Origin of the sequence: Pseudochelatococcus contaminans, from assembly GCF_014195635.1 — a bacterium.
In the GTDB taxonomy this organism is placed as follows: domain Bacteria; phylum Pseudomonadota; class Alphaproteobacteria; order Rhizobiales; family Beijerinckiaceae; genus Pseudochelatococcus; species Pseudochelatococcus contaminans.
In genome coordinates, this window is the sequence record NZ_JACICC010000006.1 from 69,245 (window position 1) to 84,630 (window position 15,386).

Here is a 15,386-nt window from a genome sequence, read left to right on the forward strand (position 1 = left end):
GCAGGGACAACAGTGATCGCGACAACATACTCCAGCGCAAAGGCACTTTTCGCACGTATTACAGAGACGTTACATTGCGCGCCCATTTTGGGCTGGATCGTCCCGCGAGCAGTCTCACGGCTTCGAGGCAGGCAGCCAGTGCATGAAAAGCTATTTGCTGCCCGGTCCTCTCTTGACAATCAAAAATCCCACGGAGTTCGAGTTTTCATGTCCCTAAACAAACTGAGATCATTCTTTGGCCGTTCCTTACCAGTCGTTGCACTGGGGCTGGCAGCAACGATGCAGGTGGCCGCCGCCGAAACGCCGAGCGCGGGCGGTGAACTCATTTTTGGCGTCACGACGGAGCCTGTCTGCTTCAACCCGCACAGGTCGACGCAGCAAAATGCATATATCCTCATACGCAACTACATTGACTCACTCGTGGGGAAGGTGGAGGGCGGCAAGTTCGTTCCCTGGCTCGCAACGGAATGGAGCATCTCTCCGGACGGCAAGGAATATATCTTCAAGCTGCGCGATGACGTGACATTTCACGATGGCAGCAAATTCGACGCGGAAGCCGTCAAATTCAACATCGATTTCGTGAAGAATGCCGAAAACACCAATTCGTCCGGTGATCTTCTGCGCGCCGTCGAAAGCGTGGAGGCGGTTTCCCCGACTGAAGTCCGGATCAGGTTGACCAAGCCCGATTCAGCGCTTCTGGAATCGATCGCCAGCATTCGTCTGGGGATCATCTCTCCCAAGTCGCTCCAGGCGGGCAACGGTCTTTGCGCCGGCGGCCGTGAACTGGCGGGCACTGGCCCATTCATCTTCGACAACTATACGCGGGGACAGTCCGTCACTTTCGTCAAAAACGAAAACTATAACTGGGGTCCGGACTATGCAAAGCACGAGGGTCCAGCATACCTTGACAAGGTTACGGTGAGTTTCCTGCCGGAATACGCCGTTCGTGCAGGCGCGCTGTCTTCCGGGCAGGTGGACGTCATCGAAGGCGTGCAGCCGACGGATATCGGCCTGTTCAAAGATCAGCCGGGCTTCCAGTTCCTCACTGGTCCGTCCGGCGCTCAGACGTCATTCACGCTCAATATCAACTACACTATTCCGCCAGCAACCGACGTGCGTGTGCGGCGGGCGCTGCGTGATGGAGCGGACATCGACGCGTTGGTGAAGAGCGTCTATCTGGGGGCGTATCCACGGGCTTTCTCCAACATCGGTCGGGACGGCTTCTTCTATAACAAGGCGCTTGAGGGCGCGTGGGGCAACAATGTCGCCGAGGCGAACCGGATTCTGGACGAGGCCGGTTGGACTGGTCGCGATGCAGAAGGATTCCGCACCAAGGATGGTGAGCGCCTGTCCATCGAGGTCGGATACCCGCAGCCCTATGTGCGCGATAACCGCGATGTGCTGATTCAGGGGCTTCAGGCGGAGCTGCGCAAGAATCTCGGCTTCGACCTGAAACTGCGTTTCATCAGTGGCGGCGAGTGGGCGCAAGCCCTTCAGGCCGGCAGTTGGACCATCTACCCGAACACGTATCTGCCGGCAGACGCCGCCCAGATGCTTCAGGGCAACATCGGCGAGCTGGGCTTCATCCGGGCTGTGGCGGACAAGGGCGACAAGGAACTCTTCCGCCTGATTAACGAGGCGCTTGCCTCCACCGATCCGGACGAAAAGAAGAAGCTCGTGGACGAGGCCCAGCGTTATGCTGTGGATCAGGCGATCATTGTGCCGCTGTTCTCGGCCAATTATCAGCTGGCGGCGAAGGACAAGGTGCGCGGCCTGTCGTTCGAGACGCAGCTCGACTCACCGTCTAACTTCTATGACGTCTGGCTGGCGAAGGACTGAGGAGAACCGCCATGTGGCGCCAGGTGCTCGCCCGGCTGGGGGCTAGTCTCGTGGTGGCGTGGGGGAGCATAACGGTTGCTTTCCTTGCGCTTCACGCTCTGCCGGGACAGGTTGAGGACATTCTTGCCGGCGATCTCGACTATCCCGGACTTCGCGAGGCGATCGCTGCCGAATGGGGCCTCGATCGGGGTATTGGCGAGCAGTACGTCGCATTCGTCACGCGGATCGCCTCGGGCGACTTCGGGATGTCATACGAGCTGCGTCAGCCCGTGACGGATGTCGTGGCCTCGCAACTCCTGCCAACCGTCTATCTGGCGGCGACGGCGGGAATCCTGGCTTTCTCCATCGCTGTCGTACTGGCGACGCTGACCTCCGGCCGGGGTCGCGTCGCGCGTCGGATCGCATCTATCGTCGAACTGACGTTCGCATCGACACCCGTCTTCTGGATCGGCATCCTGCTGCTGATGGTGTTCTCATTCAACCTGAGATGGTTCCCTGTTTCGGGTGCTGAAGGCTGGCGTTCTCTGGTGTTGCCGGCGATTACGCTGGCTTTGCCTACGGCCGGTCTGCTGACACAGGTGCTGCGTGACGCCATCGAGAAAACGCTCGACCAGCCCTTCGTCACCACTCTGCGGGCGCGCGGGCTGAGCGAGAGGCAGATTCGGGTGCAGCATGTACTTCGCCATGCCGCCTTGCCCATGATGACGCTTGGCGGCTGGATCATCGGTGGGCTGCTCGGCGGCGCGGTTATCACGGAGAAAGTTTTCGGCCGTCCTGGGCTGGGCACGACAACCCTCAACGCCGTGCTGTCACACGATGTACCCGTGGTGCTTGCGGTCGTTTTGCTGGCCGCTTTCATCTACGTCGCTGCATCCACAATTCTCGATGTGCTTTACGTCATCATCGATCCGAGGCTGAAGGCGCAATGACACAAACGTTCGATACCACACCAGGCACAAGGGCGGAGCAGGAGGTCGCCCCGGCTCGCGCCATGCGCACGGTCAGGCGGCGGATACCCGCAGGGGTAGTTGCGTCTGGCGCATTCATTGCGCTCCTGCTGGTCGCGGTTGCCGCTCCCGGCCTGTTCACAAATTATGATCCGTTGGCAGGCGATTTTCTTTCCATCCTGAAAGCGCCTGATGCCGCGCATCCCTTCGGTACCGATCGTCTTGGCAGGGATGTATTTGCCCGCACCGTGTATGGCGCGCGATACTCGCTGTTCATCGGTATCGGGGCCACGCTCATCTCCGTGGTCTTCGGCGTGCTGCTCGGTATTCTTGCCGGGCAGAAAAGCCGGCTTCTCGACGAAACCAACTCACGCCTTTTCGATATCGTATCTTCATTCCCGACGGTTCTGCTGGCGATGCTGGTCGTCACCTTTCTCGGGCAAGGGATGTTCAACATCGCAGTTGCGGTCGGACTTTCCGGTATTCCCAAATTCGGCCGCGTGGTGCGGGCACAGACGCAGCTCGTGCGCAATGCCGATTACGTCACGCACGCGCATATCTATGGGCGGGGACATATCGAGATATTCTTCCGACATCTGCTGCCGAACGTGCTGGTGGCCGTTCCCGTGACGGCGACTGTTTTCATCGGTTCAGCCATCCTTGCGGTATCCGGCCTGAGTTTTCTCGGCCTTGGACCGCAGCCGCCGACGCCGGAATGGGGCGTGATGCTGGCGGAAAGCCGCGACACCCTGCGCGTGGCGTGGTGGCCCGGCGTGTTTCCGGGGGTGGCGATCACGCTGACCGTGATCGCGTTCACGGTGTTCGGTAATTATCTTCAGGATGTCTTCGAAGGTCGGGACAACTCATGAGCAAAGCGGCCATTTCCATCTCCATCCCGCAGCCGCTCGTCGATATCGAAGGTCTCACCGTCCATTTCGGTCATGCTGACGGCGGCAGGCCGGTGGTGGAGGATGTCAGCCTGATTATCCATCCCGGCGAGTGTGTGGCGTTGGTCGGCGAGTCTGGTTCCGGCAAGAGCGTCACTGCACGCACACTGCTGAATCTCGCCGGCAATGGCGCCCGGATAACGGCGCGGCGCTTCCGGCTCGCGGGCGAGGATGCCATGCGCTTCGACGCTGCCCGCTGGCGGCGTGTGCGCGGCCGGGAAATTGGCCTCGTCATGCAGGATGCTCTCGTTTCGCTCGATCCGCTGCGCTCCATCGCACAGGAAGTGGGGGAGGTTGTAACCAATGCCGGCCTGCTGCGCGGACGGCGAGAGATCGAGGAGCGGGTTATCGACACCCTGGCCCGCGTGGGCATTCCCGATCCTGAAATCCGCTCCCGGCAGTACGCGCACGAATTGTCCGGCGGGCTGAGGCAGCGCGCCCTGATCGCTGCTGCCATCGCTGCCGGTCCCCGGCTCGTCATTGCTGACGAGCCGACGACTGCTCTGGACGCCACGGTGCAGAAACAGGTGATCGATGTGCTGTCGCGCCGCGTGCGGGACGAGGGTGTGGGGTTGTTGCTGATCAGCCACGATCTCGCCGTGGTGGCGGAAATCGCCGACCGCGTGCATGTCATGCGGGCCGGGAAAGTGGTTGAATCTGGGCCGACAGCCGAGGTGTTGTCGCGACCGCGCCACGTCTATACGCGCCAACTCATCGCGGCCGTTCCTTCCGCTACGTCGCGGGGTACACGCCTGTCTTCGGCGAGGGTCGATTTTGAAGCGGCTTCCGGCAGCGGGGACGAGGACGGGCAGCCGCAACCGATCCGTATCATCCGCGATCCCCTTCCGCCTCGTCCGGTTGTGTCGGGTGAGGTCGTGCTCGATGTCGCAAGCATCGGGAAACGGTATCGCCGCCGGAAAGGGGTGGGCGGCGGACGGGAGACTTTCGTCGCGCTCGACGATGTGTCGTTTACCGTCAGTACTGGCGAGGTCGTCGGGCTCGTGGGCGAATCCGGCTCCGGCAAGTCGACGTGCGCCAAGATCATTCTCGGCTTGCTGAAGCCTGACACCGGAACGGTCCGGCTTCTCGGCAAGCCGTGGTCCGACATTCGTGAAAGCGAGCGGCGTGCCCTGCGCTCGAAGCTCCAGTATATTCCGCAGGACCCGCTCAGCAGTTTCGATCCACGCTATCGCGTCAGCGACATCGTCGCTGAAAACGTGTGGGGCCTGTCCCGGAAGCAGACGCTGGAGCATATTGTCTGGCTGCTCGATCAGGTTGGTCTCGACTCCGGTTTTCTCGACCGCTATCCGCGAACCATGTCGGGCGGCCAGCGGCAGAGGGTGGCGATTGCCCGGGCTCTTGCCGCCGAACCGGCGCTGATCGTCTGCGACGAGCCGGTGTCTGCGCTGGACATCTCCATTCAGGCGCAGGTGATCGATCTCATCGGCGAATTGCAGTCCCGGCTGCGGACCGCGCTTCTTTTCATCTCTCATGACCTCGGCCTCATCCACCATGTAGCGGATAGCGTGCTGGTGATGAAGGATGGTCGCATTGTGGAGCGCGGACCCGTGGACGACGTGTTTTTTCACGCTGCCCATGACTACACCAGGACATTGCTTGCAGCGGTGCCGGGTCCTTTCGCCGCCAGTTGATGAGGAGATCGTATAGCACTGACAGCGGGAGGCATCGGGCCGCTCATGGATCATTCGGTCATGAGCCTTGTCTGTTGTGCGCCAGCAGGCCGGCGCACCTTATCGACATAATACCTGCCGCGACCTCCAGTCGATGCTCAATCTCTTGCTTCCGATAGCGTTTCGGCTGGCGCGGCTGTGGACTCTATCGCGGACTCCATGTCGATGCTGCGGGTGATTGTCAGCCCTGCCGGGGGGCGGTGGGCGATGATGATGAGGGTTGCGTGCGGCAGAGCCTGGCGCAACTGGGTGAGCATCCGCTCTTCCGCGGGCAGATCGAGCGCGCTTGTCGGTTCATCCAGAAACACCCAGTCAGGCTTGCCCGCAATCGCGCGTAAAAGCGTGAGGCGTTGCAACTCCCCGCCTGAAAGGCCCTTGTTGGCAGTCGTCACCATGTCCGAGGCGTGCAGTTCTCCGATGCGGCCTGCGAGGCCGGCGTTCGTCACCCATGTTTCGATGTCGCCGGGGGCATGGCTGCCGACAGGCTGCGGATAGGTGATAGCGGCAGCCAGATTATCCAGCGGCAGATAAGCATGCTGCGGCAGGAAAAGACGTTTGCCGCGCGGGCGTTCGATCAAGCCTTCGCCATATCGCCATAAGCCGGCAATCGCCTTTAGCAGCGTGCTTTTCCCGAGGCCGCTGCTGCCCTTGATCCAGACGACCTCCCCCTTGGCGACGGAAAAGTCCGGCACCTTGAGCAGCGTTTCTCCATCCGGCGAGCGTAGCGTCAAGTCCTCTACGTGCAGGATGTCGTCATCGGTATCGATGACCGTCGGGCCGCTTTCCGCAGCGTTTGCCGCTTCTGTGGCAGCGAGAAACTGGTCGAGGCGGGCGGCGGTGGCTGCAAGTTCAGCCAGGTCGCGGTATTTGAAGATGAACCACGACAGGGTGGTGACCACGTTCGAGAAGGCGCTCGCCACCTGCATCAGCCCGCCAAGCGTGACCTTGCCGGCGATGAAGGCGGGGAGGGCGAGAAAAGTCGGAATGCGCAGAACGGTCTGCATGAACGGGCGGGTGAAAAGCCCAAGGATCAGATCTCGGCGGGTCAGCGCATACCAGTTCGCCATGACGCCCTGAAAGCGCTGGCCGAGCACACGCCGCTCCGCCTCCTCGCCGTTCTGCAAGGCGATCGCCTCATTCGACTCGCGCATGTGGACCAGCGCGAACCGGAAATCGGCCTCCCGCTTCTGCTGCATGAAGTTCAGGCGATGCAACGGTGCGCCGAGCCAGTGGGTGATGAGGCTCGACAGCAGGACATAGACCGGCGCGGCCCAGACCATGTAACGGGGGATTTCGACCCCGAAGCCGAACAGCGAGAACGACAGCGTGAAGGTCGAGAGGGTCCACAGCACGGCGAAGTAGGAAACCAACGCCACAACGGAGTTGATGAGTTCGGTGCCTCTGTCCGTCACGAGTTCGACGAACAGCCGGCAGTCCTCGGCGATGCGCTGGTCGGGGTTGTCCACGGGGGGATGCGTGCCGTTCCCGGCCCGCAGATGCCAGTAAGCCTTGTCGCCGAGCCAGCGATCGAGCGCGACTTCGGTGAGAGAACGCCGCCAGCGGATCTGCGCCAGCTTCAGGATGTACCGGCCCGCGAGGTAAAGGGAGGCGGAAATGCTGGTGATAATCCCGAAAATGCCGATCTGGCGGACGATCTCCGGGCCGTCCACCTTTTGCAGGGCATTGTAGAAATCCGCATTCCAGTTGATGAGCCAGACGCCGACAGCCGTACCGGCAAAACCGATGAAGACGACCACGACGAAATAGAACGCGGCCAGCCGCCCGCCCTTCCCGGCAATGCAGAGGCGTATCAGACGGGCGATCTGGCGGATGACGAGCGGCATGGTCATTGTGGCTATCCCGCGCCCGTTCCGGCGTCAGGGTTCGCTGCCGGGCGGGGCCTTTCACCGCGCTCCGCCGGCGGCTCGGGCGTATCGAGACGAAACACGGCTTCCGCGATGCGCCGATGCGGCTCGATGGTCAGGGTCTCGCGGTCGTTCGGCAGCAGAACCGCAACATCCTCGATGCCCAGATCATGCAACTGGTAGGGCGTTCCGTAACCGTACTCCAGATGCCCCCGGCCGATGATCCCGACGACGAGCGGCGGCTCCCTGCCTTCCGCCTCTGCCGAACGGATTGCGTTCGCGATATTGCACGCGAAAGCGCGATCCCATGTCTGCTGGGCGCGGATGAAGCGGTCATAGGCAGGATCGTGGGCCGAAGTGGCCTTGCGCGTCGGCGGCCCCCGCGTGATGGAGAAGAGATACTCCCGATAAGCGTCGAGAGCGGGGGCGGCGGGTGTCACACCATCCCTGTCCGCCTCGGCGATTGCCTCCCAGCCCTGCTGCCCCACCTCGGTCACCAATGCGCGGCGGCAGTTGAGCGCCAGCATGGGAACGCGCTGCTGACGGCAGAAATGGAACAGCGGCAGATAGATTGCCGGGTCAAAACCCCAGACCTGATGCCACTCGCTGTCTTCAATGAATGTCGCGGTGTCGTACTCACCGGCCACCCACCGATCGAGCACAGGCTGCAAGCGGCGAGGGAACATCTCGAATCCCACAGCGAGATTTGGCCGCAGACCATGCAGATAGGTGGTGACATGCAATTGCCAGCGGTGAATTTCCGCTATGTCATGACGCTCTCCCAGCAACACCGCCTGTCGACCGGCAAGGGCGCGCATCAGCGCCTGTTGGTCCACCGTGTTGCCGGTTGTCGGGTCGAGCCAGCGTCCGCGCTCATGCGGCACATCCGTTGGTGTGTCTGTGGGTTGCGTGCTCACGGGTTCACTCTCCGAAAGCTGCAGCCGGCCCGCTGACGGTCAGGCCGCCGCGCGTTCCGGATGAACCGATGGCGTGGAAGGAGACAGTGCCATTGCCGTCTTCCCGCTCCCAACCCGTCACCGCGCCACCGCGCAGATGCAGATGGAAATCGTCCGTCATGATATTAATGAAGCCCGCGCCCGGCTTGGCGGATGCGACAACTCCCGTCCACGATTGATCGAAACCGGGACGCACCACCCGGATCGTGACCGGGATGCCGGAGGCCTGTATCTTTCCAAGCAGGTGCGCGCCTGCATCGTCATCCGCGACCGTCGACTGCTCGCGCGCCGGCTTTTCAGCCTCCGCCTCGGGCTGGCCGCGCCCCAGTGCTCCCAGGCCGGAATCGAAGGGGCCGATACCGTCGAGAGCAATGACGGAAAAAACCGTTTCGCCGGCCGCATCGGAAAACTCGATACGGGGCAATACGTTATCGCCCATGACGACAGAACGGTCAGCGATAGCGCGGGCAAGGGCGGTGGTGTCGACGGCGGCGCTATGGGCAGCGCCAGCAAAGCGCACCAGACCGCCATCGATTTCGACGCTCTCCACCGGACCGATCCGCTCGTGCGTCGCGCCAGCCACACGCGTCATCACCATAACCTTGCCGAGCGCGGGAGCGCGCTCAAGGATAGCGGCGAAATCACCCTGCAGGATTTCGCGAAGGGCGGGCTTGGCGGAATCGTTGGCCGGATCGTTAGCTGTGCTCATGAAGTATCTTTCGAGGATATGCTTTAGCAAAATGGGCGGCAGGGAGGCGGAGCAGTACGTGCGCATTGCGTCGTGCTGCTCCGCCGCCAGTTATTGGGAGCCTGAAACCTTTCCGGATCAGAACTTGATCTGCGCGCTGACCTTGAAGGTACGCCCGGGCGCTGTTTGCAATTCAAGCGGATTGCTGATTGCCACCGACGACGATCCTACGTTTGCGAACGAATAACTGAGCGGCCAGTCGAAGTAGCGCTTGTCGAAGATGTTCTGCACGCCTGCACGAATGGTGACGGACTCAATACCGTTCCAGCCAAGATCCTTGATGTTGGGAGACCAGTTGAGGAAGGTATCGAAGACAGCGTAGCCACCGGGGCGGAATGCACTGGGATCGGCGGTACGCTTCACGCTCTGCGCGAAGGTGCCGAGAACTTCCGCTTCCAGTCCCCACTCGGGCTTCATCCACTTCACGCCGACAACGCCGGTGAGCGGAATGGCGTCCGTGTAAGGCGTTGTGCGCGCACCCGGTTCGGCCTTCTGCTCACCGCGCTGCCAGGAGAGCGAACCGTTGAGCGCCCAGTTCCGAGTGAGAATGACCTCGGCGGATGCCTCGATGCCCCAGATGTCGACGCTGGACAGATTGCGCGAGGTGTAATCCGTGCTGGAGCCGGGCGCCGGCACCAGCGACTGGATGAAGTTGGTGTAATCGGCATAGAACGCGCCGACAGAGAACCATGCGCTGTCGAAATAGCGGTTGGCCTCGAACTGTCCGCGCAGGCCGCCCTCATAGGAGCGCACTTTTTCCGGCTTCAGCGAGGGGTTGGGCACGAGGTTAAAGGAGGTTCCCGGCAGGGACATGTAGAGCTGCTGCGCTGTCGGCATCTTGAAGCCTTCGGCGTAGCGCGCATAGAGGGAGTAGTTGTCGTCCAGCTTCAGCAGGGCGCCGACCTGCGGAATGAAGCGGCTGGAATCCTGCTTGCGAGGATCGGCGCCGGGGCTGACCTTGTAATCCGAATTCATGCGCGGGTCGATGGAGTAGTTCGCCCACCGCACGCCCGGCGTGAGGGTGAGGCGCTCGTCAAACAGCTTGATCTCATCCTGCACGAACAGGTCAGCGCGTGTTGTCGTGGCGTTGGCGAAGTTGAAGCCGCCGCCACGTGACGTGGTGACAGTGCCGCGGGTAAGATTGCGCGTCACCGTCAGCTTTTCATAATCCGTCCGGGTGTGATCGCCCTGGAAGCCATAGGTCAGGATGTGGCTGACGCCGAGCAGGCCGAAGCTCGACGTGCCCTGAATATCGAATTGCGTGAACTTTTCTTCGTAATTCGTCTCGTCATAAATCGTCTGCTGCTGGCGGTTGGCGAGCACCTGGAAACGATTTGAGGTCATGTCGCGCTTCTGCGGCGAATAGGACAACTGCCACTTCAGCTTGTCGATGAACTTCGCATTCACATCCCATTCGTGATCGAGCGACACCCTGAAGCGGGTCTGCTCCTGCTCGCGAATGTAGGGGCCGTTGTATGCGCCCGTCGTCTGGAGGCCGAAGTCATAGCGCTGGTCGGCCGTGCTGTTGGACTTGAACCCTTCGCCCGTCAGCCGGAACTGGTGATCCACCGTCGGCTTCCAGACCAGCTTGCCCAAACCGTTCCAGACCTCGGCGTCGAGCGGGTTGAGCTTGTTGCATCGGATTGCGTCCGGCACACGCGGGCAGCCCCAGCGGCCACCGTCAGCGCGGGCCCGGCCCAGCTTCGCCTCGCTGTTGCTGCGATGCGTGAAGGCCAGCAATCCCTGCCACTCCGGCGAGAGGCGGAAAGCGGCGATGCCAGTCTGGGTAAAGGAGTCGTTCAGGCTGTCATATGCGCCTTCGAGCTGGAACGCGTATGGCTTCTTCGGGTCGGTCAGCAGGTCGCTCGGGTCAAGCGTGCGGTATGCGACGATACCGCCGATGGCATCGGCACCCCACAGCACGGAACCGGGACCGCGAACGATTTCAACCGCTTTCAGCAGGGAAAGATCGACGAAGTTACGGTTGCCGTCGGTGATGCGCTCGATGATGCGCGTGCCATCCACCTGCATCTGGATGCGGTTGCCGGAAACACCGCGAATGGTGAAGCCGCCGACATTGCCGAACGGATCGGTGCCGGACGTCTGACGGCCGACCGAGATGCCCGGCTGATAGCGGACAAGATCCTGATTGTCCTGCACGATATGGGTCTGAAGCTGACGGCGGGAGATCACGCTGACCGTGCCAGGAATGTCGAGAACCTGTGTCGCTTGTCGCGTCGCAACGACAGATATCTCATCCAGCTCCACAGTCGGCACCGCATCGCTCGCAGCAGCCTGATCGGTCTGCGCCGCCGCATCGCGGGACGTCCGTTCCGTTGCACCCTGAGCCTGTACATTCTGCGCTTGCGCGGGCTGGCAGATCGCTATCAGCAGCGCAGCCGCGCTGGCCCGTGTGAGCCAGAAATGTAGTCTCGACATAATACTTCCTCCATCGGCAGATGGGGACAGCTAACTAAAAATAAAAATGCACTCAATCCATATGTTTACGTTCGCATCCGCAGTAAATTTAATGAATTAAAACAGGGCTTCTCATTATATTTTATAAATTCAACTGTTTGGCTTCTTTTTTAATAGATCTATATCTATTTTTCTGAAATTCCATAGCATCAATAAGAGGATGGACGAAACAGCGCTCCGTGCGTCGCCCGAATGTGTTATTCATGCAACAAGTGGCAATTTTTTATGAGAGGGTCATTGGAGGCCGGTAAAAGCCCGATGCTCAGGAAAGCCGTGACGTGACTTTCAGGCAAAAGCTACCCGTAGGGCGGCTATTTTTGTCTTGTCTGGAAGCCGAATCGCGCCCCGGTATGACGATTCTGACGCCGGCAAACGTCAGGTGCTTGCAGAGGGTGGTTGCATCCGCCTGATTGCGGCTGATGTGGTCGAGCGACTCGGCAGGATGGGCAGCTCGCTTTGCTTGTCCTCGGAATAGCGGCATAGAGTGTGACGCGGGGTGGAACAGTCATGAGGCTGCCAGATTATAAGAATAAATCACATTTATACTTATTTTAATAGAAAATTATTTGCAATTGTGAGTTTTTCACCTGCTTTTCCGAGTCCATCGATACTGCGCTGCTTTGAAGCAGCCGCTCCTGCATCCGGTGGGTCTTAAAGTCGTATAGGGTAGCGCCGACGCGTAATAATCGATCCACCTGATTCTTTCGATGAGCAATACGGCGAAATGATTCCATCACAGATATGGATTCAATGATTCATAGTGAGAAAAACGATGTTTAGAGTGTTGACGAACGCTTTGTGGAGCGGGGCGCTTTTGCTCGCGATGGCGATGCCTGCGGCGGCTGAGGATTTTAAGGTCGAGATGCTCAACAAGGGCAAGGGCGGGTTGATGGTATTCGAGCCACAGACCCTGCGCATCGCTCCTGGCGATACGGTAACCTTCGTCCCGACGCACAGGACGCACAATGCCGAGACCGTCAAGGGGCTGGTGCCTGACGGCGCGGAGACGTTCAGAGGCAAAATCAATCAGGAAATAACGGCGACCTTTTCTGTTCCAGGGGCTTATCTCATCAAATGCGCGCCGCATCTTCCCATGGGCATGATAGCGCTTGTGATCGTTGGCGATGAAACACCGACAAACATCGAGGCCATCAAGGCCGCCAAGTTGCCGAAGAAATCGCGGGAACGGCTGGAGGCGTCGTTGGCGGAACTCGGGCTGTGAATCCGAGCATTTTCAACGTCCGCAGGCTGGAAGAGGGTATATAAATTTCGATAGCAATCAATTTTCTATAAAAATAATAATTTTTATATATTGACTCTGATGGGAAGGGGCGAAATGCTGGTCTGGCTTAATGAACCAGACGATGTTTCCGCTTGCATCGTTGCCGGTTCCGGAGCGCCCCATTCCGGTTTCCATTGGAGAAACAGCATGATGAAACGTTCACTGATGGCCGCCGGATTGCTGATGGCCTTGACCGCTGGCGGTGTCGCCCATGACGTGAAGGGCGGCACTGCCGGGGCAGGGCATGGCCATGCGCATTCGCTGCTGGAAGTGGCAGCCGCTGGAGCGCCGCGCATTCTGGAACTCAAGGTGGTTGAAGATGCAAAAAGCGGCTTCAACCTTTTTCTGGTCACCGAGAATTTCGAGTTCGCGCCGGAGCTGGCCAGCCAGCAGCATGCTGCGGGCAAGGGGCATGGCCATGTCTATGTCGACGGTGTCAAGGTTTCGCGTCTCTATGGCAACGCTTATCATCTTGAAGGGCTGAAGCCGGGAGAGCACCGCATCGAAGTCGTTCTCAACACCAACGATCATCGCGAATATGCGGTGGGCGGCGATAAGATTTCTGCTGCTGCGACTGTCGTCGCTCCGTAACGGCGGCTATCGTCATGCAGGTCGCTTTGCAGCGATCTCTCGTTTCATTTCGTTCAGCCAGGCGAAAACAGCATCACGCACAGTGCAATCTGCCTTGCGGTGCGCGCCGCATTTCTTGCCTTTGAGATATGACCAATCGCCAATTACACCTGAACCTGTTCGTGCATGGCCGCGGGCATCATGAAGCTGCCTGGCGGCACGATGGCGCTACCCATCGATCCCTGACGGATATCGCGTATTACACGGACTTGGCCCGCAAGGCCGAAGCCGCGCGCTTCGACGCTATATTCTTCGCGGATGCGCTGGGTATTGGCGATGAAGTGGTGCATGTCGCCAAGGGCGGGCTTGAGCCTATCACCATCATTGCGGCGCTTGCGGGCGCGACGGAGCGGCTTGGCCTCATCGCCACCGCGTCGACGACCTATTCCGAGCCTTACAATCTTGCTCGTCAGTTTGCCTCGCTCGATCACATCACCAATGGCCGCGTGGGCTGGAATATCGTTACCTCATGGGTTTCGGGAGCCGGGCCGAATTTCGGTGACGACCGGCAAATCGAGCATGCGGAACGTTACGAAAGAGCGTGGGAATTCATCGATGTCGTCGGCAAGCTGTGGGATAGCTGGGACGATGGCGCGGTCCTCGACGACAGGGCGGCAGGCGTCTACGCCCGGCAAGATGCCATCCGCCGCATTGATCATGTCGGCCCGCGATTCAGGGTGCGTGGTCCGCTCAACGTTCCCCGTTCGCCGCAGGGGCGGCCAGTGTATGTGCAGGCAGGTTCGTCGGTCTCCGGCAGACAATTCGCCGCCGCGCATGCCGAAGCGATCTTCACGGCGCACCTTGATAAAACCGCTGCGAAGGGGTTCTACGCCGATATCAAGACACAGGCAGCCGCTTTGGGGCGCGCGCCGGACAGTCTCGTCATCCTGCCCGGCATCAGCCCGACGATTGCCGCCACCGAGGCCGAAGCCCACCGGCTGGCGGATGAGTTGAATGCCCTGACTCACCCCGCTGTGGGGCTCGACCGGCTCGCGGACCGCTTCGGCGGGCATGATTTTTCTCATCTGCCGTTGGATGGCGTCCTCTCGGTTGAGGATTTTCCGGACCCGCGAAAGGTGCAGGCTGCGCAAAGCCGCGCTATCGCCATTACCGATCTGGTTGCCCGCGAAAAACTGACGCTGCGGGAGCTGCTGCATCGGCTATCCGGCGCGAGGGGGCATTTTGCCATTTCCGGCACGCCCGAGCAGATAGCCGATACGATCGAGGACTGGTTTAAGTCTGGTGCGGCAGATGGATTTAACGTCATGCCGCCCATCCTGCCGTCACAGTTCGATATCTTTGTCAGCGAGGTGCTGCCGATCCTGCGGCGGCGCGGCCTTTTTCGTGACGATTACGAGGGTCGGATGCTGCGCGATCACTTCGGCCTGTCACGCCCTCATAGCCAGTATTTTGAACCGCAGACGGGTTTGGAATGACCGTGCCGACACGCCCAGACGGGCTTTTTTGCGCCAAATAAGTATACTTGACATATAGATTTTACAGATTGAATATCGCTTCATGTCGGCGCATTTGCAGCCGGAATGGATCGTCCCCCAAACAGGAAACAGGCAAAGATCATGATTGCATCAGGACATAAAATATTCAACAGGCCGTCTGTCGTGGCTGGCCGTGCGAGAGTTCGCAGCTCCGTCGCCGCGCTTGTCGCCGGCGGCTTGTTGGCCGGTGTGTTTTATACCCCGGTCTGGGCGCACGCGCATCTCGATTCCGCAACGCCTGCCGCCGATTCCACCGTGCGCAAAGCGCCGGAGAAGGTCGTTGTTTCGTTCACCGAGGCGCTCGAAAAAGGTTTTTCGAATGTCGCGGTGAAGGACGCGCAGGGACGTAAGGTCGACAAGGGCGATATCGACATCAACGACAAGACCGTGAGTGTTTCGGTCGATGATCTGGTGCCGGGCATCTACACCGTTGAATGGGATATTCTGTCCGTCGACACGCACAAGACGAAGGGTTCTTTCAACTTCACCGTCAAGCCCTGAGCTTTG

12 protein-coding genes are annotated in these 15,386 nt (G+C 60.2%); 8 read left to right on the top strand and 4 right to left on the bottom strand.

Annotated elements, in window-relative coordinates:
* Positions 1-207 precede the first annotated feature (207 nt).
* Genes FHS81_RS12465 through FHS81_RS12480 form a run of 4 tightly spaced genes read left to right on the top strand, consistent with a single transcriptional unit; the run spans position 208 to position 5,385 of the window.
* The gene (locus FHS81_RS12465; RefSeq protein WP_183753415.1) at positions 208-1,839 is read left to right on the top strand and encodes an ABC transporter substrate-binding protein; all 1,632 of its coding nucleotides are present in this window, start codon (positions 208-210) and stop codon (positions 1,837-1,839) included.
* A gap of 11 nt (positions 1,840-1,850) precedes the next feature.
* A complete protein-coding gene (locus FHS81_RS12470) occupies positions 1,851-2,768 on the top strand; it encodes an ABC transporter permease (RefSeq protein WP_183753417.1) in 918 nt (305 codons plus the stop codon).
* Positions 2,765-3,655, top strand: a complete 891-nt coding sequence (locus tag FHS81_RS12475; RefSeq protein ID WP_210281669.1) for an ABC transporter permease — start codon at positions 2,765-2,767, stop codon at positions 3,653-3,655. Before FHS81_RS12470 ends, FHS81_RS12475 begins: the two co-directional genes overlap by 4 nt.
* Positions 3,652-5,385, top strand: coding sequence for a dipeptide ABC transporter ATP-binding protein (locus FHS81_RS12480; RefSeq protein WP_183753419.1), 1,734 nt, complete (start codon positions 3,652-3,654; stop codon positions 5,383-5,385). The genes FHS81_RS12475 and FHS81_RS12480 overlap by 4 nt, the downstream gene beginning before the upstream one ends.
* A 137-nt stretch (positions 5,386-5,522) precedes the next feature.
* On the opposite strand, the gene FHS81_RS12485 is transcribed toward FHS81_RS12480, so the two are convergent.
* The 4 genes from FHS81_RS12485 to FHS81_RS12500 all read right to left on the bottom strand — a co-directional run bounded on the left by FHS81_RS12485 (position 5,523) and on the right by FHS81_RS12500 (position 11,432).
* A complete protein-coding gene (locus tag FHS81_RS12485) occupies positions 5,523-7,274 on the bottom strand; it encodes an ABC transporter ATP-binding protein/permease (RefSeq protein ID WP_210281670.1) in 1,752 nt (583 codons plus the stop codon).
* Positions 7,275-7,279: 5 nt separating this feature from the next.
* Positions 7,280-8,206 carry a ChaN family lipoprotein gene (locus FHS81_RS12490; RefSeq protein WP_343052483.1) on the bottom strand — a complete coding sequence of 309 codons (927 nt, stop codon included), beginning with the start codon at positions 8,204-8,206 and terminating at the stop codon, positions 7,280-7,282.
* A 4-nt stretch (positions 8,207-8,210) separates the two neighbouring features.
* Complete coding sequence (locus FHS81_RS12495; RefSeq protein ID WP_183753421.1) at positions 8,211-8,954, bottom strand: ChuX/HutX family heme-like substrate-binding protein; 744 nt, start codon at positions 8,952-8,954, stop codon at positions 8,211-8,213.
* A gap of 117 nt (positions 8,955-9,071) precedes the next feature.
* Positions 9,072-11,432 carry a TonB-dependent hemoglobin/transferrin/lactoferrin family receptor gene (locus FHS81_RS12500; RefSeq protein WP_183753423.1) on the bottom strand — a complete coding sequence of 787 codons (2,361 nt, stop codon included), beginning with the start codon at positions 11,430-11,432 and terminating at the stop codon, positions 9,072-9,074.
* A gap of 811 nt (positions 11,433-12,243) precedes the next feature.
* Here FHS81_RS12500 and FHS81_RS12505 point away from each other — a divergent pair.
* The 4 genes from FHS81_RS12505 to FHS81_RS12520 all read left to right on the top strand — a co-directional run bounded on the left by FHS81_RS12505 (position 12,244) and on the right by FHS81_RS12520 (position 15,380).
* Positions 12,244-12,693 (top strand): pseudoazurin, encoded by a 450-nt coding sequence (locus FHS81_RS12505; protein WP_183753425.1) that lies wholly within the window; start codon positions 12,244-12,246, stop codon positions 12,691-12,693.
* A 207-nt stretch (positions 12,694-12,900) separates the two neighbouring features.
* Positions 12,901-13,344, top strand: a complete 444-nt coding sequence (locus tag FHS81_RS12510; protein WP_183753427.1) for a hypothetical protein — start codon at positions 12,901-12,903, stop codon at positions 13,342-13,344.
* 128 nt (positions 13,345-13,472) lie between these two features.
* A complete protein-coding gene (locus FHS81_RS12515) occupies positions 13,473-14,819 on the top strand; it encodes an LLM class flavin-dependent oxidoreductase (protein WP_183753429.1) in 1,347 nt (448 codons plus the stop codon).
* A 141-nt stretch (positions 14,820-14,960) separates the two neighbouring features.
* A complete protein-coding gene (locus FHS81_RS12520) occupies positions 14,961-15,380 on the top strand; it encodes a copper resistance CopC family protein (protein WP_183753431.1) in 420 nt (139 codons plus the stop codon).
* The last annotated feature ends 6 nt before the right edge of the window (positions 15,381-15,386 follow it).

Excerpts from the sequence above, each read along its gene's own strand:
- FHS81_RS12480 (WP_183753419.1), top strand. The coding sequence starts at position 3,652 with ATGAGCAAAGCGGCCATTTCCATCTCCATCCCGCAGCCGCTCGTCGAT.
- FHS81_RS12520 (WP_183753431.1), top strand. The coding sequence starts at position 14,961 with ATGATTGCATCAGGACATAAAATATTCAACAGGCCGTCTGTCGTGGCT.
- FHS81_RS12470 (WP_183753417.1), top strand. The coding sequence starts at position 1,851 with ATGTGGCGCCAGGTGCTCGCCCGGCTGGGGGCTAGTCTCGTGGTGGCG.
- FHS81_RS12500 (WP_183753423.1), bottom strand. The coding sequence starts at position 11,432 with ATGTCGAGACTACATTTCTGGCTCACACGGGCCAGCGCGGCTGCGCTG.
- FHS81_RS12505 (WP_183753425.1), top strand. The coding sequence starts at position 12,244 with ATGTTTAGAGTGTTGACGAACGCTTTGTGGAGCGGGGCGCTTTTGCTC.
- FHS81_RS12515 (WP_183753429.1), top strand. The coding sequence starts at position 13,473 with ATGACCAATCGCCAATTACACCTGAACCTGTTCGTGCATGGCCGCGGG.
- FHS81_RS12465 (WP_183753415.1), top strand. The coding sequence starts at position 208 with ATGTCCCTAAACAAACTGAGATCATTCTTTGGCCGTTCCTTACCAGTC.
- FHS81_RS12510 (WP_183753427.1), top strand. The coding sequence starts at position 12,901 with ATGATGAAACGTTCACTGATGGCCGCCGGATTGCTGATGGCCTTGACC.
- FHS81_RS12475 (WP_210281669.1), top strand. The coding sequence starts at position 2,765 with ATGACACAAACGTTCGATACCACACCAGGCACAAGGGCGGAGCAGGAG.
- FHS81_RS12495 (WP_183753421.1), bottom strand. The coding sequence starts at position 8,954 with ATGAGCACAGCTAACGATCCGGCCAACGATTCCGCCAAGCCCGCCCTT.
- FHS81_RS12485 (WP_210281670.1), bottom strand. The coding sequence starts at position 7,274 with ATGACCATGCCGCTCGTCATCCGCCAGATCGCCCGTCTGATACGCCTC.